The organism is Buchnera aphidicola (Brachycaudus cardui) (assembly GCF_005081945.1).
In the GTDB taxonomy this organism is placed as follows: Bacteria; Pseudomonadota; Gammaproteobacteria; order Enterobacterales; family Enterobacteriaceae; genus Buchnera; species Buchnera aphidicola_AN.
The window spans coordinates 126799-145846 of sequence record NZ_CP034879.1 but is presented as its reverse complement, the minus strand read 5'-3'; the positions used below and the strand labels follow the sequence as shown (position 1 = coordinate 145846).

Sequence of the window (19048 nt, the reverse complement as noted above, 5' to 3'; positions counted from 1 at the left end):
TTTTAGTATAAAAAAACAAATGTATTTCATTATATTTTTTGTGATCTTAACCAGGAAATTTCATTCTCCCATAGCATAGAATCAGTCGTTTCTAAAATTATAGGAACATTATGAAAATTATTATTTCTTATAATCCATGTAAAAGCTAATCTTCCTATCTCACCTAATCCTAAATTTGCATGACGATCTACTCGACTATTAATTTTTTTTTTAGAATCATTTAAGTGAATACCTTTTAAATACTTAAATCCTATTATATCATTAAATTTTTTAAATGTATTTTCACAATCTTCTTCAGTTCGTAAGTCATATCCTGCAACAAATAAATGACAGGTATCAATACAAACACCAACTCTAGATTTATTATTAACATGTTTAATAATTTCAGATAAATGTTCAAAACAATACCCAACATTTGTACCTTGTCCTGCAGTATTTTCTATAACTGCAATTACATTTTTAGTTTTATCTAAAGCGATATTAATAGACTCAGCAATTCTTAACAAACAATCATGTTCAGTAATTTTATTTAAGTGACTACCTGGATGAAAATTCAAAAAAATTAGACCAAGTTGATTACAACGTAATATTTCATTAATAAAAGAAGTTCGTGACTTTTCTAATAAACTATCAATAGGATGGCCTAAATTAATTAAATAACTACTATGAGGTAAAATCTGTTGAGGTGTAAATTTATACTCAATGCAAGCTCGTTTAAAATCATATATTTTTTGTTGAGTTAATGAAGGAGAAATCCATTGACGTTGATTTCTAGTAAAAAAAGAAAGAGCTGTTGCTTTTATTTGAACAGCTCGAAAAATTGCTTTTTCTAAACCTCCAGAAGCACTAGTATGCGCACCAATATACTTCATTTTTTATTTTTTCCTATAACAATATTATCTACTGTATTTTGTTAAAAATATTTGTTTTAAAAATATTTTTATAGATCTAATAGATCTAAATAAAAAAACTAAAAAAGAATTATATAATAGGCATATATCAAATATGTAAATTAAAAAAATTTATTATAAAAATAATATAATACTGAGAAAGTCTTTTTTAATCAATAGAAATTGATAAAATATATTTAATTCATTTACAAATATTTTTTTTATAAAAAAACTCATCACGAACATTTTGATCGGATTTAAATCGACCTTCTAAAGAAGAAGTCATAGTACTACTATTCACATCACAAACACCACGTGCTTTAACACAAAAATGTTCCATGTTAATAACAACTGCAACATCCTTAGTTTGCAATAAAACTTGCAATACGACCAATATTTGTTTTGTTAAACGTTCTTGTATTTGAGGTCTTTTAGCATAAAATTGTACAATTCTATTAATTTTAGATAATCCTATAATTTTATTTTTAGGAATATATGCAATAGTAGCTTGTCCGTTCATTGTAATAAAATGATGTTCACAAGTGCTGATTAATACTATATTTCTAATTATAATTATCTCATTCATATTCATTTGATTATCGATAAATGTAATCTTTGGAAAATTTTTATAATTTAATCCGGAAAATATTTCATGATTATACATTTTTGATATACGAGCTGGTGTATCTTTCAAACTATCATTTTTTAAATCTAAATTAAGTAAAAGCATAATTTGATATATATGTTTACCTATTAATAATTCTCTTTCTTTTTCATTTATATCATTGTATTCTCTTATAATAGAGTTTTCTATTTTTTTTTCTAAAAGTGCATTGTGTGCTAAATTAGCTTCTTCACTAAATTTTATCATGATTATTTTACTTTTTTATAAAGAGTATGTTTTTATTTCTATTTTTAATTATTTAAATCACTAGAATATATAAAAAATTATTAATATAAGTAAATTATTAACACAAAAAATACATAAACTTATTATTACATATAATAATAAAAAAAATACAATATATCTTCTATTATCTCTTTCTGGATGTAAAATGCAAAATTATCATAATACTTTTTATAATCTAATTACAACTTTAGAAAAATACTGGATGGAACAAGAATGTACTATTTTTCAACCACTAGACTTACCAATAGGAGCAGGTACATTTCATACTAAAACTTTTTTAGGTGCTATTGGACCTGAACCAATAAAAGCAGCATATGTACAACCTTGTCGCCGTCCTTCTGATGGAAGATATGCAGAAAATCCTAATCGTTTACAACATTATTATCAATTTCAAGTTATTATAAAACCTCCTCCACATAATATACAAACAATATATCTAAATTCATTAAATTTATTGAATATCAATAAAAAAGTAAACGATATACGTTTTGTAGAAGATAATTGGGAAAATCCTACATTAGGTGCTTGGGGGATTGGTTGGGAAGTCTGGTTAAATGGAATGGAAATTACTCAATTTACATATTTTCAACAAGTAGGTGGATTAGAATGTGATCCTGTTACTATTGAAATAACATATGGATTGGAAAGAATTGCTATGCATATGCAAAAAAAAATAAATGTATATGATCTTCTTTGGAATGAAAACAAAAACGAAAAAATCACTTATGGTGATATTTTTCAACAAAATGAAATAGAACAGTCAAAATATAATTTTCAATATTCTGATCTTGATTTCTTATTTAATAGTTTTGAAAGATATGAATCAGAAGCACAAAAATTAATAAATTTAAAACCACCACTATTATTAGTAGCATATGAAAAAACACTACATGCCAATCATATATTTAATTTATTAGATGCAAGAAAAGCTATATCTTTAAATGAACGTCAAAATTATATTTTACGTGTACGTAAATTAACTAAACAAATTGCTCAAAAACATTTTGATTTAAGAGAAAAATTAGGCTTTCCATTATGTCAAAAAAAAAGAGATTCATATGACTAAAAATACATTATTAGTAGAAATTGGAACTGAAGAAATTCCAGCTAAAATACTCAATACAATATCTTTATCTTTTTATAATAATTTTAATGAGCAATTAAAACTATATAATATTTCATATACAAGTATTAAATATTTTTCTACTCCTAGAAGACTAGCCTTAAAAGTTATAGATATTGATACATCTGATAAAACAATACAAATAAATAAAAAAGGTCCGCTAATAATAGATTCTTATGATAAACATGGTTTACCAACAGAAGCAGCTAACAGTTGGGCAAAATATTGTAGAATTAATCTTGATCAAGCTCAGCGTTTAAAAACTAAAAAAGGTGAATGGTTATGTTATAATACAATAATCAAACAAGAAAAAACAGAACTCTTACTACCTAAAATAACTGAAATAGCACTTAAAAAAATTATTATCATCAAACCAATGCGATGGGAATCACAAAAGCAAAAATTCTCTCGTCCTATCCGTAATGTTGTTATTTTATTAAATAATAAAATTATTAAAGGAAAAGTCTTTAATATAGATTCAAATAATTTTCTTCATCATCATATTTCTTCAAAAGAAAAAAACTTACGAATTAAAAATGCAAATGAATATCCTAATATTCTTTGGTATAAGAATAATATTATAGCCGATTATACAATCCGTAAAGAAGAAATTATCAAACAAATTAATATACTAGCACAAAAAAAAGATGGCTTTATTAAGAACAATAATGCTCTAATTGAAGAGGTTACTGCTTTAGTGGAATCTCCTGTAGCATTCTTAGCTCATTTCGAAAAAAAATTCCTTAATATACCTAAAAAAATATTAGTACATGTTATAGAATACCAACAAAAATGCTTTCCGATATATGATATAAAAAATGTACTTCTTCCATATTTTATTTTTATCTCTAATATTAATTCAAAAAAACCTAATGAAATTATTATAGGAAATGAAAAAGTTATGCACGCACGACTTTCAGATGCTGAATTCTTTTTGCAAAATGATAGAAAAATGAAATTAGAAGATTATCGTTTGTCTCTAAAAAAAGTTTTATTTCATAAAAATTTAGGTTCATTATATGAAAAAACACTCCGTCTTCAATTACTAATAGAATGGATTGTACAACATAGTATTGGTGATATAAAAATAAAAACCTCAATTAGGGCAGCTTATCTGTCTAAATGTGATTTGGTGACTAATATGGTCTGTGAGTTTCCAGAATTACAAGGTATTGTAGGAATGTATTATGCTGCGCAAGATCAAGAGAAAAAAGATATTTCAATCGCATTAAAAGAACAATATTTACCATCTTTTTCAGGTGATAAACTTCCATCTACTATAATAGGCTGTGCATTATCTATTGCTGATAAAATAGATACTATATCAGGAATGTTTTATCTTGGTAAGATACCAAATTCAGAAAAAGATCCTTTTGCTTTAAGACGCTTAGCTATAGGTATACTTCGTATCATTATAATAAAAAATATACCATTAGACTTAAAAAATTTAATCAAAAAAAGTCTTGACTTATATAATAAAAAACATGTTGATCATTTATTCTTATGTAAAAAAATAATTAAATTCTTTATGACAAGACTTATTTATTGGTATGAAAAAACGGGATACGATATACAAATTATAAAATCAGTATTATCATGTAAATCAACACAACTAATAGATATTGATAAAAAAATAAAAGCTATTTCTTTTTTTAAAACACTAGATTGTTCAAAATCAATAATATTATCTGTAAAAAGAATATCTAATATTTTAAAACAAGAAGATAGAAAAATTACTGGAAAAATTAATATAAAATTAATCAAAAAAACAGAAGAAATAGAATTATTTACTCATATTGATACCTTTAATAATAATACAAAAAGATTATTTGAAGAAAAAAAATACAAAGAAATTTTATTAAAAATAAAAGAACTCGATAAACCTATAGATAACTTTTTTAGAAACATCAAGATCTATGATGATGATTTAGAAATACGAAATAATCGATTCGTTTTATTAAAGAAATTAGAAAAAATTTTTACTAAAATTATTAATTTTTCTTATTTATATTAAATAAGAATAAAAAAATTATAAAGATTTTAAAGTGCCTTTAGGTAATAATGATGCTATAAAATCTTTTTTTATAAATACCTCTGCATTATCGTTTAATTGTAGTAAAATATATCCATTTTTAGTAATTTTATTTATTCTACCTAACAAACCACTAGTTGTTATAACTTCATCTCCTTGACTTAAAGAATCCATAAGACTTTTATGTTCTTTATCTTTCTTTTGTTGAGGACGAAAGAGCATAAAATAAAAAATTAATAAAAATATGACAAGCATAAATATAAGAGAATATGAATTGCTTTCTGATGACTGATTTACTGCAGCGTTAGCACTTTGAATAAAAAAATTCATCTATTATTATCCTTATATATTAAATATTATATAGTATTTTGTTTTTGATTATAAAAATTAAAAACAAATTTATCAAATGTATTATTTTTTATCGCATTTCTAATATTAAACATTAATGTTTGATAATAATGTAAATTATGTATAGTATTTAAACGAGCTCCTAATATTTCATTACATGAATCTAAATGATGTAAATAAGATCTTGTATAATTTTTACAGGTATAACAAGTACAATTTTTATCTAATACAGATAAATCTTTTTTATATCTTTTGTTTCTAATTTTAATTAGACCATGTGTAACAAATAAATATCCATTTCTAGCATTTCGAGTGGGCATGACACAATCAAACATATCTATGCCACGACTTACTCCTTCTACTAAATCTTCTGGTCTACCTACTCCCATTAAATATCTAGGTTTATTTCTTGGTATTTGAGGACAAATATGTTCTAACATGTCATGTAGTTCTTTTTTAGATTCTCCAACAGCTAAACCACCTAATGCATATCCATCAAAATCTATTTTTATTAATTCTTGCAGTGAAATATCTCGTAACGAGGGATAGATTCCTCCATGGATAATACCAAATAATAAATTTTTATTTTGATATAAATCAAAATATGTACGACTTTTTTTTGCCCAATATAAAGATCTTTCCATAGCATTTTTTATTCTTTCCCAATCATGGGTATATGCAATGCATTGATCAAAAACCATAACAATATTAGAACCTAAATCTAACTGAATTTTCATAGAAATTTCTGGAGTTAAAAAAAAACTTTTACCATTAATATGGTTTTTAAATAAAACTCCTTCTCTATTAACTTTACAAAATTTTGAAAGACTAAAAACTTGAAATCCACCAGAATCAGTAAGAATAGGTCCTGACCAATTCATGAAATTATGTAAATTCCCATGTAATTTTATGATTTCTTGACCGGGTCGTAAATATAAATGAAAAGCATTAGCTAAAATAACTTTACTACCTGTCTCTTTAATTTCTTCTGTACTAAGACTTTTAACTGTACCATAAGTACCAACTGGCATAAAAATAGGTGTTTCTATTATATCCTGATTAAAAATAAATGCACCATATCTAGCATTACCATCTTGATGCACAACTTGAAAATTCATTCTTTCTCCATTATTTTTCATGATATTTTGTTATTTTAAATATTAAATTATAACTTTTCATATGGTGCATATGTATTATATGTTATATACATGGCATCACCATAACTAAGAAAATTATATTTATTTTTTATAGCTTCAAAATAAGCATTCATAGTGTTTTTATAACCTAAAAAAGAAGCTACTAACATAATTAATGTGGATTCAGGAATATGAAAATTAGTAATCAATGCATCAACAATATTATGTTTATAACCAGGATATATAAATATATTAGTATTTCCTATAAAACTATTTGTATGATTCCATTGAGGAGAGTGATATGCACTCTCTAACGCACGGAGTGTACTAGTACCGACTGCAATAATACGACCACCTTTTTTTTTACATGATTGAATTTTGTTTATTAATATAGAAGATACTGTAACTAATTCAGAATGCATAATATGCTCTTTAATATTTTGTTTTCTAATAGGTTCAAAGGTTCCAGAACCTATATGTAATGTTATATAATCTATATCTACTCCTTTTTTATTAAGACGCTCTAATAAAGGTAAATCAAAATGTAATCCGGCAGTAGGAGCAGCAATTGAACCTATTTTATTTTTATACACAGTTTGATACAAGTCTATATCTAACGTAGATTCAAATCTTTTAATATAAGGAGGTAAAGGTATATGTCCAATTTTGTAAATAATATCAATAGATGAATAATATTTGCTATGAAAAAAAATTTCAAAAAAAGAATTTCTATAATTAATTATAGAACTTTTAATTTCATTATGTTCCCCAAAAAAAATATCACTTCCAATATAAATATTTTTAGAATTTTTAATTCTGACTAATATTCTATTAAAATCTATTATTTTTTCAACTAAACATTCAATTTTACCGCCACTTTTTTTATATCCAAAAAATCGAGCTGGAATTACTTCAGTATCATTTAAAATAATTAAATCATTAGAATCAATTTCATCTATAATATTAAAAAAACGTTTATGAGATATTTTTCCATTTTGTCCATCTATAATCATTAAACGACATTTACTTCGAACAAAACAAGGATAAAAAGATATAAGTGATTTTGGTAAAACAAAAGAAAAATCAGAAAGTTGCATACTGTGCGTCTTATAAAAAAGAAAAATAATTTTTATTATATATAAATATTATTATTTTTTGTTTGATAAATAATTTTCAATTCTACTTTTTAATTTTTGACCAGCTTTAAAAGTCACTACTCGTCTAGCTGTTATAAGAACAGATTCTCCTGTTCGTGGGTTTCTGCCAGGACGTTCTTTTTTATCTTTTAATTTAAAATTTCCAAATCCAGATAATTTGACATTTTCTCCCTTTTCTAAAGATTTCCTAACCTCTTCAAAAAAAAACTCTACAAATTTTTTTGAATCTTTTTTAGTTAATTGTAATTTTTCAAATAAATTTTCTGAAATTGCAGCTTTTGTAAGCACCATAAATTTATTTCCTTAAGATAATTTGAAATATTTTCTTTAATGCTCCTATGCAATCATTCATCATTAAATTAATTTCATTTTCTTGTAAAGTTCTTTTCTGATTTTGAAAAATAAATCGAATACCTAAACTTTTTTTATTAATAAATTCTTGACAAGAATATAAATCAAAGAGATTAATTTCTACTGCTGTTTTAATAAAAAATTTTTTACATTGCTTAATAACATCAGATACAGGAATATCTTCTGATATTAATATTGCAAGATCTCGTCTAATAGAAGGAAATTTTGAAATTTCTTGAATTTTTAATAGTTTAACATCTGAAAAATGATTTAATAATATTTCAAATAAAAATGTTGTATTATTTATATTTAGTTCTTCTTCTAATCTTGGATCTATCGCTCCAATACTACCAATAAAAATATTTTTAAGATATATAGATGCACTTTGTTCTGGATGTAGTCCATTTATATTTTTACGCCTAAACTCTATATCTTCTAAACCACATATTTCTTCTAATATCAATTCTAAGTCACCTTTTAAATCATAAAAATCTAATTTTCTTGTTTCAGAAGAATACCAATTATCTTTAATATAATCACCACTTATTACTGCTGATAAAAACATTTCTTGTCGAACACCAAGGTTTTCTTTTTTATCAATTGAGAAACACAGACCACTTTCAAAAAAACGAACATTATGTTGTTGACGATTTTTATTGTAAGAAACTGTTTTAAGTAAACCAGGCCACAATGATGAGCGCATACATGACATATCTTGAGAAATAGGATTAGATAGCAATAATCTTTTTTTATTAGGAAACATAATTTCTTGTATATTTGGATCAATAAAACCATAAGTTATAACTTCATGATAACCTTGATTAATTAATATCATAGCAGATTTGTCTAAAAATAAATCCGTTAATTCATTTTTTTGACTAAAAAATACTGATTCCTGTAAAGGATTTAAAGAAATATTGTTATAACCATATATTCTAAGTATATCACTTATTACATCTTCTTCAATTAGTATATCAAATCGCCAACTAGGAGGAATTACATCCCAATATTTTTTTTGAAAAACTAATTGATATTCTAAATTATATAAAATATTTGATACAATATCTGTATCAATTACTTTACCAATAATTTTATTCAATCTGTTATGATGTAAACGTATTGAATTATGAGTCGACAAAGATGAAAAATTATTTTTTTTATTAATAGGACCAGGCTCACCACCACATATCTTTATAATTAAATCCGTTGCATATTCAAGAGCATATTTTTGCAAACAAGGATCAATACCATATCTATAATATTCTAATATTTTATTAGAATTTATCTTTTTTAGAATATTCATAACTATTTTTTTATCGATTAAAAACGTACTTAAAAATATATTCTTAGTATGTGTACTAATCTCTGATCCATCACCATTTATATTACCAGGAATAGATAATATCTTATCTTTATCAGAAAAAACTAATATATCTTCATTTAAATTTATTTTAATATTATTTTTTAAAATTATGTTTTCTGTATTATTTGCCATTCGTATAATAATATGCTCATTAATATTATCTGCATCTAATGCATTTAATGGTTGTCCAATTTCAATTAAAATATAATTTATAATATTTGTAATAATATTTTCAGATAAACTATCAGCAAGAAATAACTTTTTTTTCATCCAAAAAGGAGTATCAATATTTACATTGACATTTTTGATAATTCTTCCAATATAATTAATAGATGTTTTTTTAGTTTTAATATCAACATCAATATTTTTTTCAGTAGTGATAGAAATTAATTTATTTTTTAAAGTCGATATTTTTAAGTTATTTATAGCTGCAATATTACGTGATATTCCTAAAATACTTAAACCATCTGGACGATTAGATGTAGTAGATACTTTAATAATATTATCTTTCAATTCTAAATAATTCTTAACATCAATACCTATAGGTGTATCTTTAGAAAATTCAATAATTCTACTAGCATTAAACAAACCTAATTCAAAAAAAGAACATAACATTCCTTCAGATATTTCTTCTTTAAACTTTCTTTTATCAATTTTAATATTTTTTGGTAAAATAGCACCGACAATAGCAACTGCAACTTTAATATTATTACGACAATTAGGTGCTCTACATATAATGTTTAATAATTTTTTATTACCTATATCTACTTTTAATATTTTTAAATTATTTAATTCGGGATGAATAATACACTTTACTATTTGACCGACTACAACGCCACTAAATATAGGTTCAAATTTTTTTACAGATTCTACTTCTATACCAGAATTTGAAATTTGATCATATAAAATACTACTATCTACCTTTGGATTTATCCATTCACGTAACCATTTTTCACTAAATTTCATTTGATCTCACTAATTATATTTAAATTGTTTTAAGAATCTTATATCATTTTCAAAAAAAGATCGAAGATCAGAAATGCCATAACGTAACATTGTAATTCTTTCAATTCCTATCCCAAAAGCACAAGCAGAATATAAATTAGAATTAATATTGACATTTTTTAAAACTTTAGGATGAACCATTCCGCATCCTAATATTTCTAGTGATTGTCCATGATCATTAATAATATCCACTTCTGCAGAAGGAACAGTAAAAGGAAAATATGATGGACGAAATTTAATAATAATATTTTTACCAAAAAAATCATATAAGAAATTATATATAATCCATTTTAAATGAGAAAAATTAATATTTTTATCGACTATTAAACCTTCAATTTGGTGAAACATAGGTGTATGTGTGAGATCGTAATCATTACGATACACTTTTCCAGGAAAAATAAATCTAATTGGAAGTTTTTCTTTCTTCATAATACGAATTTGCATATTTGAAGTTTGAGTTCTTAATAAACGATTTCTATCAAACCAAAAAGTATCATGAGAATCTCGTGCTGGATGATTTTTAGGAATATTCAAAGCATCAAAATTATGATATTCATCTTCTATTTCAGGACTATTAATAGATTGAAAACCTAATCTTAAAAAAAATTTTTTAACAGCATTAATGGTATGTGTAATAGGATGTAGAGAACCATGCTCAGTACGACGACCAGGAAGTGAAATATCAATTTTTTCTTTTTGAATTCGTTGATTTAATAAAAATACATGTAATTTTTTCTTTTGTTTATTAATTTCAATAATAATATTTTTTTTTATATGATTGATAATCATACTGTATTTTTTTTTTTCTTCAAAAGAAAAATCTTTCATATTTTTCATATAAGTGGTTAAAATTCCTTTTTTACCTAAATATTTAATCCGAATTGCATCTACTTCATTGATTGAATTAGCTTTTTGAATATCTATTTTAATAGACTCAAATAATTTATTTAAAGTTAACATTTTATTTTCTTACTTCTGTACGTTTTTTGAACATATCTTTAAAATACTAAAAAAGCTTCCATAAAGGAAGCTCATTTTTTAAAAATACATGCTTTAAAATTTAAAAAAAATATTTTTTCAGTTTTTTAAAAATATTCAACCATGTACTAATATTATTTACAATAACAGAGAGGAGATTATAATTCCTCCTCTTAAGTTATTATTCTCTTAAGATACTTAAAAAATTATTTATAATAAAGCTTCTTTTGCTTTTTTAACTAATGCATTAAATGAAAAAATATCAAATATAGCAATATCAGATAATACTTTTCGATCAATATTAATTGAAGCTTTTTTTAAACCAAATATAAAATTACTGTAAGACATTTGACTTTGACGAACTGCAGCGTTAATTCGTGAAATCCATAATTGTCGGAATTGTCTTTTTCTTTGACGTCTATCACGATAAGCATACTGACCAGCTTTAATTACTGCTTGATATGCAACTCTATAAATACGAGAACGAGCGCCATAATAACCTTTTGCTTGTTTTAAAATTTTTTTGTGACGAGCATGAGCAATTACGCCACGTTTTACACGAGCCATTTATGCTCTCCTATTCGTAAAATCTTAATAAAAAAATGAATTTACGCATACGGTAAAAAAGATTTCACGCTATCTATATCTCCTTGAGATACTAAAATCTTAGGACGAAGATGACGTTTTTTACTTGTAGTTTTTTTAGTTAAAATATGACGTAAATTTGCTTGTTTACGTTTAAATTTACCAGATGCAGTTTTTTTAAAGCGTTTAGCTGCACTTTTTAAAGTTTTAATTTTTGGCATAAAATATTTCATTTAAATTATAAAAAGAAAAATATAAGATATTTTTTAAAAAAATCATATATTTATTTTTAAAACATCTAGTCAAAAATTACTATTTTTTCTTTGGTGCTAAAATCATGATCATTTGACGGCCTTCAATTTTAGATGGAAATGATTCAACTACTGCCAATTCAATTAGATCATTTTTCACTCTATTTAAAACATCTACACCTATTTTTTGATGTGCCATTTCACGACCGCGAAATCGCAAAGTAATTTTTGCTTTATCGCCATCTTCTAAGAATCTTGTTAAATTACGTAATTTAACTTGATAGTCTCCTTCATCTGTTCCAGGACGAAATTTTATTTCTTTTATTTGAATGACTTTTTGTTTTTTTTTCTGTTCTTTAGAAGATTTACTTTTTTCATAAAGAAATTTTCCATAATCCATGATACGACAAACTGGAGGTTCAGCATTTGGACTAATTTCTACTAAATCTAATCCTAATTCCTCAGATTTTGACAAAGCTTCCCTTAAATGAACTATGCCAATTTGATCACCATCAACGCCTGTTAAGCGAACTTTAATAGCGCGTATTTCACTATTAATTCGATTAGGACGTGTTAATTGAATTCTTTTTCCACCTTTAATACTTCATTCCTCCATTTGAAAAAAGTTACGCATAAATATTTCTTTTTGTAACTTTTCAATAAATATATTAATATCAATCATTCCAAAATTATAACCATTTCTATTTCTAACAGAAATTTTTTTAGATTCTATTTCTTTTTCACCACAAATTACTATATATGGAATTCGACGTAATGTATGTTCACGAATTTTAAAACCTATTTTTTCGTTTCTTAAATCTGATTCTACACGAATATTTGCATCAGAAATTTTTTTAGATAATTGTTTAACATAATCTATACTAATCTTAGAAATACTAATTATTATAACTTGTATAGGGGATAACCATGTTGGTAAATTACCGGAACATTCTTCAATTAATATACCAATAAAACGTTCTATTGAACCCAATATAGCACGATGAATAATTATAGGTGCTTTACGTTCATTATTTTCATTAATATAAAATGAATTTAAACGTAATGACAAATAAAAATCAAGTTGAATCGTACCACATTGCCAATTTCTATCTAAAGAATCTTGTAAAATAAATTCAATTTTAGGTCCATAAAAAGCACCTTCACCTAATTGATATTCAAATGATAAATGATTTTCTATCAGCATGTCGGATAAATCTTTTTCTGATTGATCCCACATAGAGTCACTACCAATACGTTTTTCTGGACGAGTAGAAAGCTTGACTAATATTTTTTTAAAATTAAATGTACTATACAAATCATATATCATTTTAATACAATTATTAATTTCAGGACGTACTTGTTCAGAACTACAAAATATATGAGCATCATCTTGAGTAAAATTTCTTACTCTCATAAGACCATGTAAAGAACCTGATGGTTCATTACGATGACAACTACCAAATTCTGCCATACGAACAGGTAAATCTCGATAAGATTTTAATATATTGTTAAAAATCTGTACATGTCCTGGACAATTCATAGGTTTAATACAATATTCTCGATGTTCTGATAATGTCGTGAAGATTGCATTTTTATAATTATCCCAATGTCCACTTTCTTTCCACATTAATTTATCTATTAATAATGGCGTTTTAACTTCTTTATATTGATATTCTTTTAATTTCTCTCGAACAAAATTTTGTAATTCATTAAATATAATCCAACCATTATGATGCCAAAAAATCATACCTGGAGATTCTTCTTGCATATGATATAATTCAAGAAACTTTCCAATTTTGCGATGATCTCTCTTTTCTAATTCGGTTAAATAATTTAGATGTTTATCTAATTCTTCTTTATTAGACCAAGCGGTACCATAAATACGTTGTAACATCTTATTTTTATTATCACCTTTCCAATAAACTCCTCCAATTTTTTGTAATTTAAAATATTTACAAAATTTTATATTAAAAACTTGCATTCCTATATCAAGATCTACATAACTTTCGTGATAATATAAAGAAATATTATTTTTCCGATCAACTATTTTATTGATTAAAGATGCTTTATATGTTTCAGAATATTTTTCAAAAATTTTCAATACTTCAGAAAAAGAAACTTTTTTGTTAAGAATATCGTATTCTTTTCTTATAAAAGCATTCATATTATTTTCTAATAATACAAGATCTTGTATTGAAATTTTTTTTTCTAAATCTACATCACAATAAAATCCATTTCTAAAAATGTTACTTTCAGCAATTTTAGAAATAGGCCACATATTTTTTATAGTATAACTTAAAAGTTGCGCACAAGAGCGTCGAATAATATTTAATGCATTATGATGTTTTCTATGAATAAATTCTATAGTAGAATCTTTTTTTATTACAGTATGCAAATCTGAAAAATTATTATTAACAGAAATTGCAATAATAGATTTGATAATACTAGGTTTTTTATTTTTAATGATCTCTATCAATGGAACAGAATGCTCGTACACCTGCTGACTTCCATCACAAAATCTTATTACAGGCATTCTTTAAAATCCTTAATTAAAAATATTAATCACATGTTGTCTAAAAGAAAATAATTCTGCATACTATTACTTTAAATGTAAGATATTCTTTTATTTTACATAATAAAAAATTACATTAACAAAAAGATGCTAGTCAAAATTTTTTTGACTAGCATATAAATTAAAAACGCATGTCTACAGCGTCTGCTAATTGTTTAATAATTAAAGTACTATCCTTCCAGTTTAAACAAGCATCAGTAATTGATTTTCCATATATTAATGGCTGATTATTAATTACTTTTTGAAAACCTTCTTCTAAAAAACTTTCAATCATAACACCAAATATAGCTCTAGAACCATTATAAATTTGATTAGCAACAGATTTAGCAACATGTTTTTGACGAAGATGTTCCTTTAAACAATTACCATGACTAAAATCAATCATTAAATGTTCTGATAAACCAAATTCACGTAAATGTTTTACTGCTAAATCAATATCATCTGCATGATAATTAGGAGAACGACCACCTCTCATAATTATATGTCCATAAGGATTTCCACTAGTATGATTAATTGTCATTTGTCCATTTTTATTAGGTGCTAAAAATAAATGTCTAACTTGTGCTGCACGAATAGCATCAATTGCAATTCGTATATTACCATCAGTACCATTTTTAAAACCAACGGGACAAGAAAGAGCAGAAGCCATTTCTCTGTGAATTTGACTTTCAGTTGTTCGTGCTCCAATAGCACCCCAACTAATTAGATCTGCAATGAATTGCCCTATTACCATATCAAGAAATTCGGTTGCTGCAGGCATTCCTAATGCGTTTATATCTAATAATAATTTACGAGCAATTGCTAAACCATGATTAACTCGAAAACTACCATTTAAATCAGGATCTGAAATTAATCCCTTCCAACCCACAACTGTTCTTGGTTTTTCAAAATATGTACGCATTATAATTTCAAGACGATCTTTGTATTTTATACGTAATTCATATAATCGATGTGCATACTCTACTGCAGCAATAGGGTCATGAACTGAACATGGTCCTATTACAACAAGTAATCGCGAATCTTCTCCAGTCATGATACGAGCAATATTTTGTCTTGTCGTGATAACATTATCCATAATATCTGAAGTAATAGAATATTCCTTCGCTAATTCAAATGGAGTTACTAATGGATCAATTCGTATTGTACGTAGTTCATCTGTTTTTTTCATTTTGTTCTCTAAATGAATTATTTATGCTGGAAAGAATAGCAAGATATGATAATAATTAAAAAAAACAAAATAGTTATAAATTTATTTATAATCTTTTTTTAAAATTTTATATAGAAAAAATATTTTTTTTGATTAATTATTCATCTGATTAAAAATCATATTTTATATTATCATAATTTAGAATATGTTGAATTAAAAGTATTTATTCTATCTGTTATATTTATATGAATAAAACGATTTATTTTAATGATGTATTATTTAAAATAGATGCGATAGAAATACCATAAATCCATGATATTATTAAACGATAAAATATTACTAATACAACTGGACCAATAAATAAACCAATTATTCCAAAAGCCAATAACCCACCAATAACTCCAGATAAAATTAATAAAATAGGTAAATCTGCTCCCATTCGTATAAAAAACGGTCTAAGTATATGATCTAGTATAAATACTAGACAACTCCAAATTAATAATATTGTTCCCCAAGTAGTATTATTATTCCAATAGAGCCATATAATAGAAGGTATTAAAATAGGTAACGGTCCTAATTGTACTAAACAAGAAAAAACAATTATTATCATTAATAATGCCCAATAAGGAACACCAGAAACTAATAGTCCTATACCAGATAATATAGCTTGAATTAAAGCTGTGACTGCAACACCTAAAGCAACAGCTCTGACAGCTTGAACAGCTAAAAAAATAATAGCATCTCCATTTTTTGAACTAAGGCGACATGCAAAATGACGAATAGATTTACTTATTTTTTCACCATTCCAATACAATAAGACACTGAAAAAAAGCATAAGCATCAAATGTATCACAAATAGTCCACAATTTTTAGCTTGAAGGATAATAAATTCAGTTGTACGTCCCATATAAGGTCGTACCTCACGAATTAATTCACCTCCATCACCAGATAGTAAATCTTGATAACTAATAAATATTTTTTTACCGATGAGTGGAATATCTTGAAGCCAAACTAACTCTGGAAATTCTAGGTTATTTGAACTAAACCAATGAATAAGAGGAATACTTGTTGCAATTAAACTATTAACTAGAAAAAATACTGGAATAATAAATAAAAGAAGCAAAATTATGATCATAATTGCTACTGCAAGAGAACGTTTGCCACCTAAAAATTTTTGTATTTTTAACATTAGAGGCCAAGTGGAAATTACAATCATACTAGCCCAAGAAAATCCTAATATAAATGGATGAATTACTAAAAAGCTTATCACACCTATCGAAATAATAAATATCAGTGATAAAATAGACTGCGATACATCCATTTTTTCTTTTGGATTTTGCATATAATTGTTTTACCTCAATATTTTTATAAAAAATTTTTTTATTTCTTTAAAATATGAAATAATTATAGCATTAAATTTTACAAAAATGATTAATAAAAAAAATATTTTTGATTATTACACATGCGTTTTAAAAGAGAGAATAACATGAAGAAAAACGATATTAATACTTATTTTCCAAATAAAAATATATGGAAAAAAATTTCAATAACTGATAATGCTGTTAAGCAAATTTTATTTTTAATTAATTCAAATTCTGATAGTAAAGGAATAAGGTTAGGTATAAAAAAATCAGGATGTGCAGGATTTCGCTATACTATGAAATTAATTACCGATGCAGATTTAAACCAAAAAAAAAATATAAAAGAAATTATATTTTTTTATCAAAATATTCTTATATATATTTCTTCTGAAGAAATGCCATTTATAGAAGGAATTAAAATAGATTTTATAAAAAATAATATTAATAAAATATTTAAATTTCATAATGCCAAAGTAGAAAGTTTTTGTGGTTGTGGTGAAAGTTTTTCAATAAATACTAATTAAATTACCAGCACAATAAACAATGATTTTTTTTACCTCTAGATAACAAAGTAAATTTTTTAAATAATTTATCATTATTATTAAATATATGATTTTTATTTATTTTTTTTGTATTAATAGATATAGCATTAGACATTATCATATATTTGGCTTGTGTTCTAGATTTTGACAAGCCAGATAATACTAAGGCTTCTTGTAAATCCTGTATTTGATCTATTCGAATTGATGGTATACCATCTTGTTGTAATTGTTCTAAATCAGACTCTTTGATATCATTAATATTTTTTAAAAAGAGAAACTCTGTAATTCTTTCTACTGCTATCATTTCCTTCTTTCCATGTACAAGACGAGTCATATTTCTAGCAAGATAAGATTTATCATTTATGATTTGATTATTAATATTGTTTGCTTGTTCTCTTATTTTTATTTCTGATAAATCAATAAAAGTAAACATTCTTAAAAAATTATAAACATTTGTATCTTCTATATTCATCCAAAATTGGTAAAATTTATACGGACTAGTTTTTTTAGCATTTAACCAGATAGCACCTGACTCTGTTTTCCCGAATTTAATTCCATTAGATTGGATAAGAAGAGGTACTGTTAAACCATATACTTCTTTTTTACATTTACGATGTATTAGATTCATACCTGAAGAAATATTACCCCACTGATCAGAACCTCCAATTTGTAATTGTACTTTATGTTCTTTATGTAAAATAAAATAGTCATATGCTTGCAATAAATTATAAGAAAATTCTGTAAATGAAATTCCTTGATCTGGTCTTTTAATACGTTGTTTAACTGCTGATCGATTTATCATCGTATTAATTGAAAAATATTTTCCTACATCACGTAAAAATGATAATATATTAATATTATTAAACCAATTTTTATTATTTAATAATAAAGCACTATTTTCTTTATCATCATTAACACTTAAAAAATAAGAAATTTGTTTACTGATTTTTTCTGTCCATATACTAATATTATTAATATTGTTAAATACTCTTTCCTTTTTTTTGAAACTCGGATCTCCAATTAAGCTAGTTGCACCACCTATTAATGCTATAGGTTTATGGCCTGCCATTTGAAATCTTTTCAAAGTAATTAAGGGTAATAAATGACCGATATGTAAGCTTTCTGCTGTAAGATCAAAACCACAATAAACAGAAATAGCACGATTATTAATGAGTTTGTTTAAATTATCTTCATCAGTAATATGAGATATTAAACCTCGATTTCGTAATTCGTTAATTAAATTAAATTCACTCATTAAGAACCTCATTTTTAATATTAATATATTGCATTAAAAAAT

General features: G+C 24.9%; 18 protein-coding genes. 3 read left to right on the top strand and 15 right to left on the bottom strand.

Annotation, left to right across the window (positions count from 1 at the left end):
• Positions 1-29: 29 nt before the first annotated feature.
• The gene (gene nfo / locus D9V67_RS00700) at positions 30-872 is read right to left on the bottom strand and encodes a deoxyribonuclease IV (RefSeq protein ID WP_158359113.1); all 843 of its coding nucleotides are present in this window, start codon (positions 870-872) and stop codon (positions 30-32) included.
• Between the two features lie 220 nt (positions 873-1092).
• The gene (gene folE, locus D9V67_RS00695; RefSeq protein ID WP_158359111.1) at positions 1093-1761 is read right to left on the bottom strand and encodes a GTP cyclohydrolase I FolE; all 669 of its coding nucleotides are present in this window, start codon (positions 1759-1761) and stop codon (positions 1093-1095) included.
• A gap of 184 nt (positions 1762-1945) precedes the next feature.
• Between folE and glyQ the strand changes: the two genes are divergently transcribed.
• Positions 1946-2866, top strand: coding sequence for a glycine--tRNA ligase subunit alpha (gene glyQ / locus D9V67_RS00690; protein WP_158359109.1), 921 nt, complete (start codon positions 1946-1948; stop codon positions 2864-2866).
• Positions 2859-4937, top strand: coding sequence for a glycine--tRNA ligase subunit beta (glyS, locus tag D9V67_RS00685; RefSeq protein WP_158359107.1), 2079 nt, complete (start codon positions 2859-2861; stop codon positions 4935-4937). The genes glyQ and glyS overlap by 8 nt, the downstream gene beginning before the upstream one ends.
• A gap of 15 nt (positions 4938-4952) precedes the next feature.
• Here the strand turns inward: glyS and yajC are convergent, their stop codons facing one another.
• From yajC to ydiK, 12 genes are all read right to left on the bottom strand, one after another.
• Positions 4953-5285, bottom strand: a complete 333-nt coding sequence (gene yajC / locus D9V67_RS00680; RefSeq protein ID WP_158359105.1) for a preprotein translocase subunit YajC — start codon at positions 5283-5285, stop codon at positions 4953-4955.
• Positions 5286-5311: 26 nt separating this feature from the next.
• Complete coding sequence (tgt, locus tag D9V67_RS00675; protein WP_158359103.1) at positions 5312-6421, bottom strand: tRNA guanosine(34) transglycosylase Tgt; 1110 nt, start codon at positions 6419-6421, stop codon at positions 5312-5314.
• A 47-nt stretch (positions 6422-6468) separates the two neighbouring features.
• On the bottom strand, positions 6469-7536 hold the full coding sequence (gene queA / locus D9V67_RS00670; RefSeq protein ID WP_158359101.1) for a tRNA preQ1(34) S-adenosylmethionine ribosyltransferase-isomerase QueA: 1068 nt from the start codon (positions 7534-7536) through the stop codon (positions 6469-6471).
• A gap of 51 nt (positions 7537-7587) precedes the next feature.
• The gene (locus D9V67_RS00665) at positions 7588-7887 is read right to left on the bottom strand and encodes an integration host factor subunit alpha (RefSeq protein WP_158359099.1); all 300 of its coding nucleotides are present in this window, start codon (positions 7885-7887) and stop codon (positions 7588-7590) included.
• A 4-nt stretch (positions 7888-7891) separates the two neighbouring features.
• Positions 7892-10276 (bottom strand): phenylalanine--tRNA ligase subunit beta, encoded by a 2385-nt coding sequence (pheT, locus tag D9V67_RS00660; protein WP_158359097.1) that lies wholly within the window; start codon positions 10274-10276, stop codon positions 7892-7894.
• A gap of 9 nt (positions 10277-10285) precedes the next feature.
• A complete protein-coding gene (pheS, locus tag D9V67_RS00655; protein WP_158359095.1) occupies positions 10286-11275 on the bottom strand; it encodes a phenylalanine--tRNA ligase subunit alpha in 990 nt (329 codons plus the stop codon).
• Positions 11276-11503: 228 nt separating this feature from the next.
• Positions 11504-11860 (bottom strand): 50S ribosomal protein L20, encoded by a 357-nt coding sequence (gene rplT / locus D9V67_RS00650; RefSeq protein WP_158359092.1) that lies wholly within the window; start codon positions 11858-11860, stop codon positions 11504-11506.
• Between the two features lie 41 nt (positions 11861-11901).
• Positions 11902-12099: a 50S ribosomal protein L35 gene (gene rpmI, locus D9V67_RS00645; protein WP_158359090.1), complete on the bottom strand. Its 198-nt coding sequence runs from the start codon at positions 12097-12099 to the stop codon at positions 11902-11904.
• Positions 12100-12190: 91 nt separating this feature from the next.
• Positions 12191-12730, bottom strand: a complete 540-nt coding sequence (gene infC, locus D9V67_RS00640; RefSeq protein ID WP_158359088.1) for a translation initiation factor IF-3 — start codon at positions 12728-12730, stop codon at positions 12191-12193.
• Positions 12731-12733: 3 nt separating this feature from the next.
• Positions 12734-14662: a threonine--tRNA ligase gene (thrS, locus tag D9V67_RS00635; RefSeq protein WP_158359086.1), complete on the bottom strand. Its 1929-nt coding sequence runs from the start codon at positions 14660-14662 to the stop codon at positions 12734-12736.
• Positions 14663-14822: 160 nt separating this feature from the next.
• Entirely contained in the window at positions 14823-15869 is a 1047-nt protein-coding gene (locus D9V67_RS00630) for a 3-deoxy-7-phosphoheptulonate synthase (RefSeq protein ID WP_158359083.1), read from the bottom strand.
• Between the two features lie 238 nt (positions 15870-16107).
• Positions 16108-17190 (bottom strand): AI-2E family transporter YdiK, encoded by a 1083-nt coding sequence (gene ydiK, locus D9V67_RS00625; protein WP_158359081.1) that lies wholly within the window; start codon positions 17188-17190, stop codon positions 16108-16110.
• A 144-nt stretch (positions 17191-17334) separates the two neighbouring features.
• Between ydiK and D9V67_RS00620 the strand changes: the two genes are divergently transcribed.
• The gene (locus D9V67_RS00620; protein WP_158359079.1) at positions 17335-17733 is read left to right on the top strand and encodes an iron-sulfur cluster assembly accessory protein; all 399 of its coding nucleotides are present in this window, start codon (positions 17335-17337) and stop codon (positions 17731-17733) included.
• Between the two features lies 1 nt (position 17734).
• Here D9V67_RS00620 and tyrS read toward each other — a convergent pair whose 3' ends face one another.
• Positions 17735-19006, bottom strand: a complete 1272-nt coding sequence (gene tyrS, locus D9V67_RS00615; protein WP_158359077.1) for a tyrosine--tRNA ligase — start codon at positions 19004-19006, stop codon at positions 17735-17737.
• Positions 19007-19048: the final 42 nt, after the last annotated feature.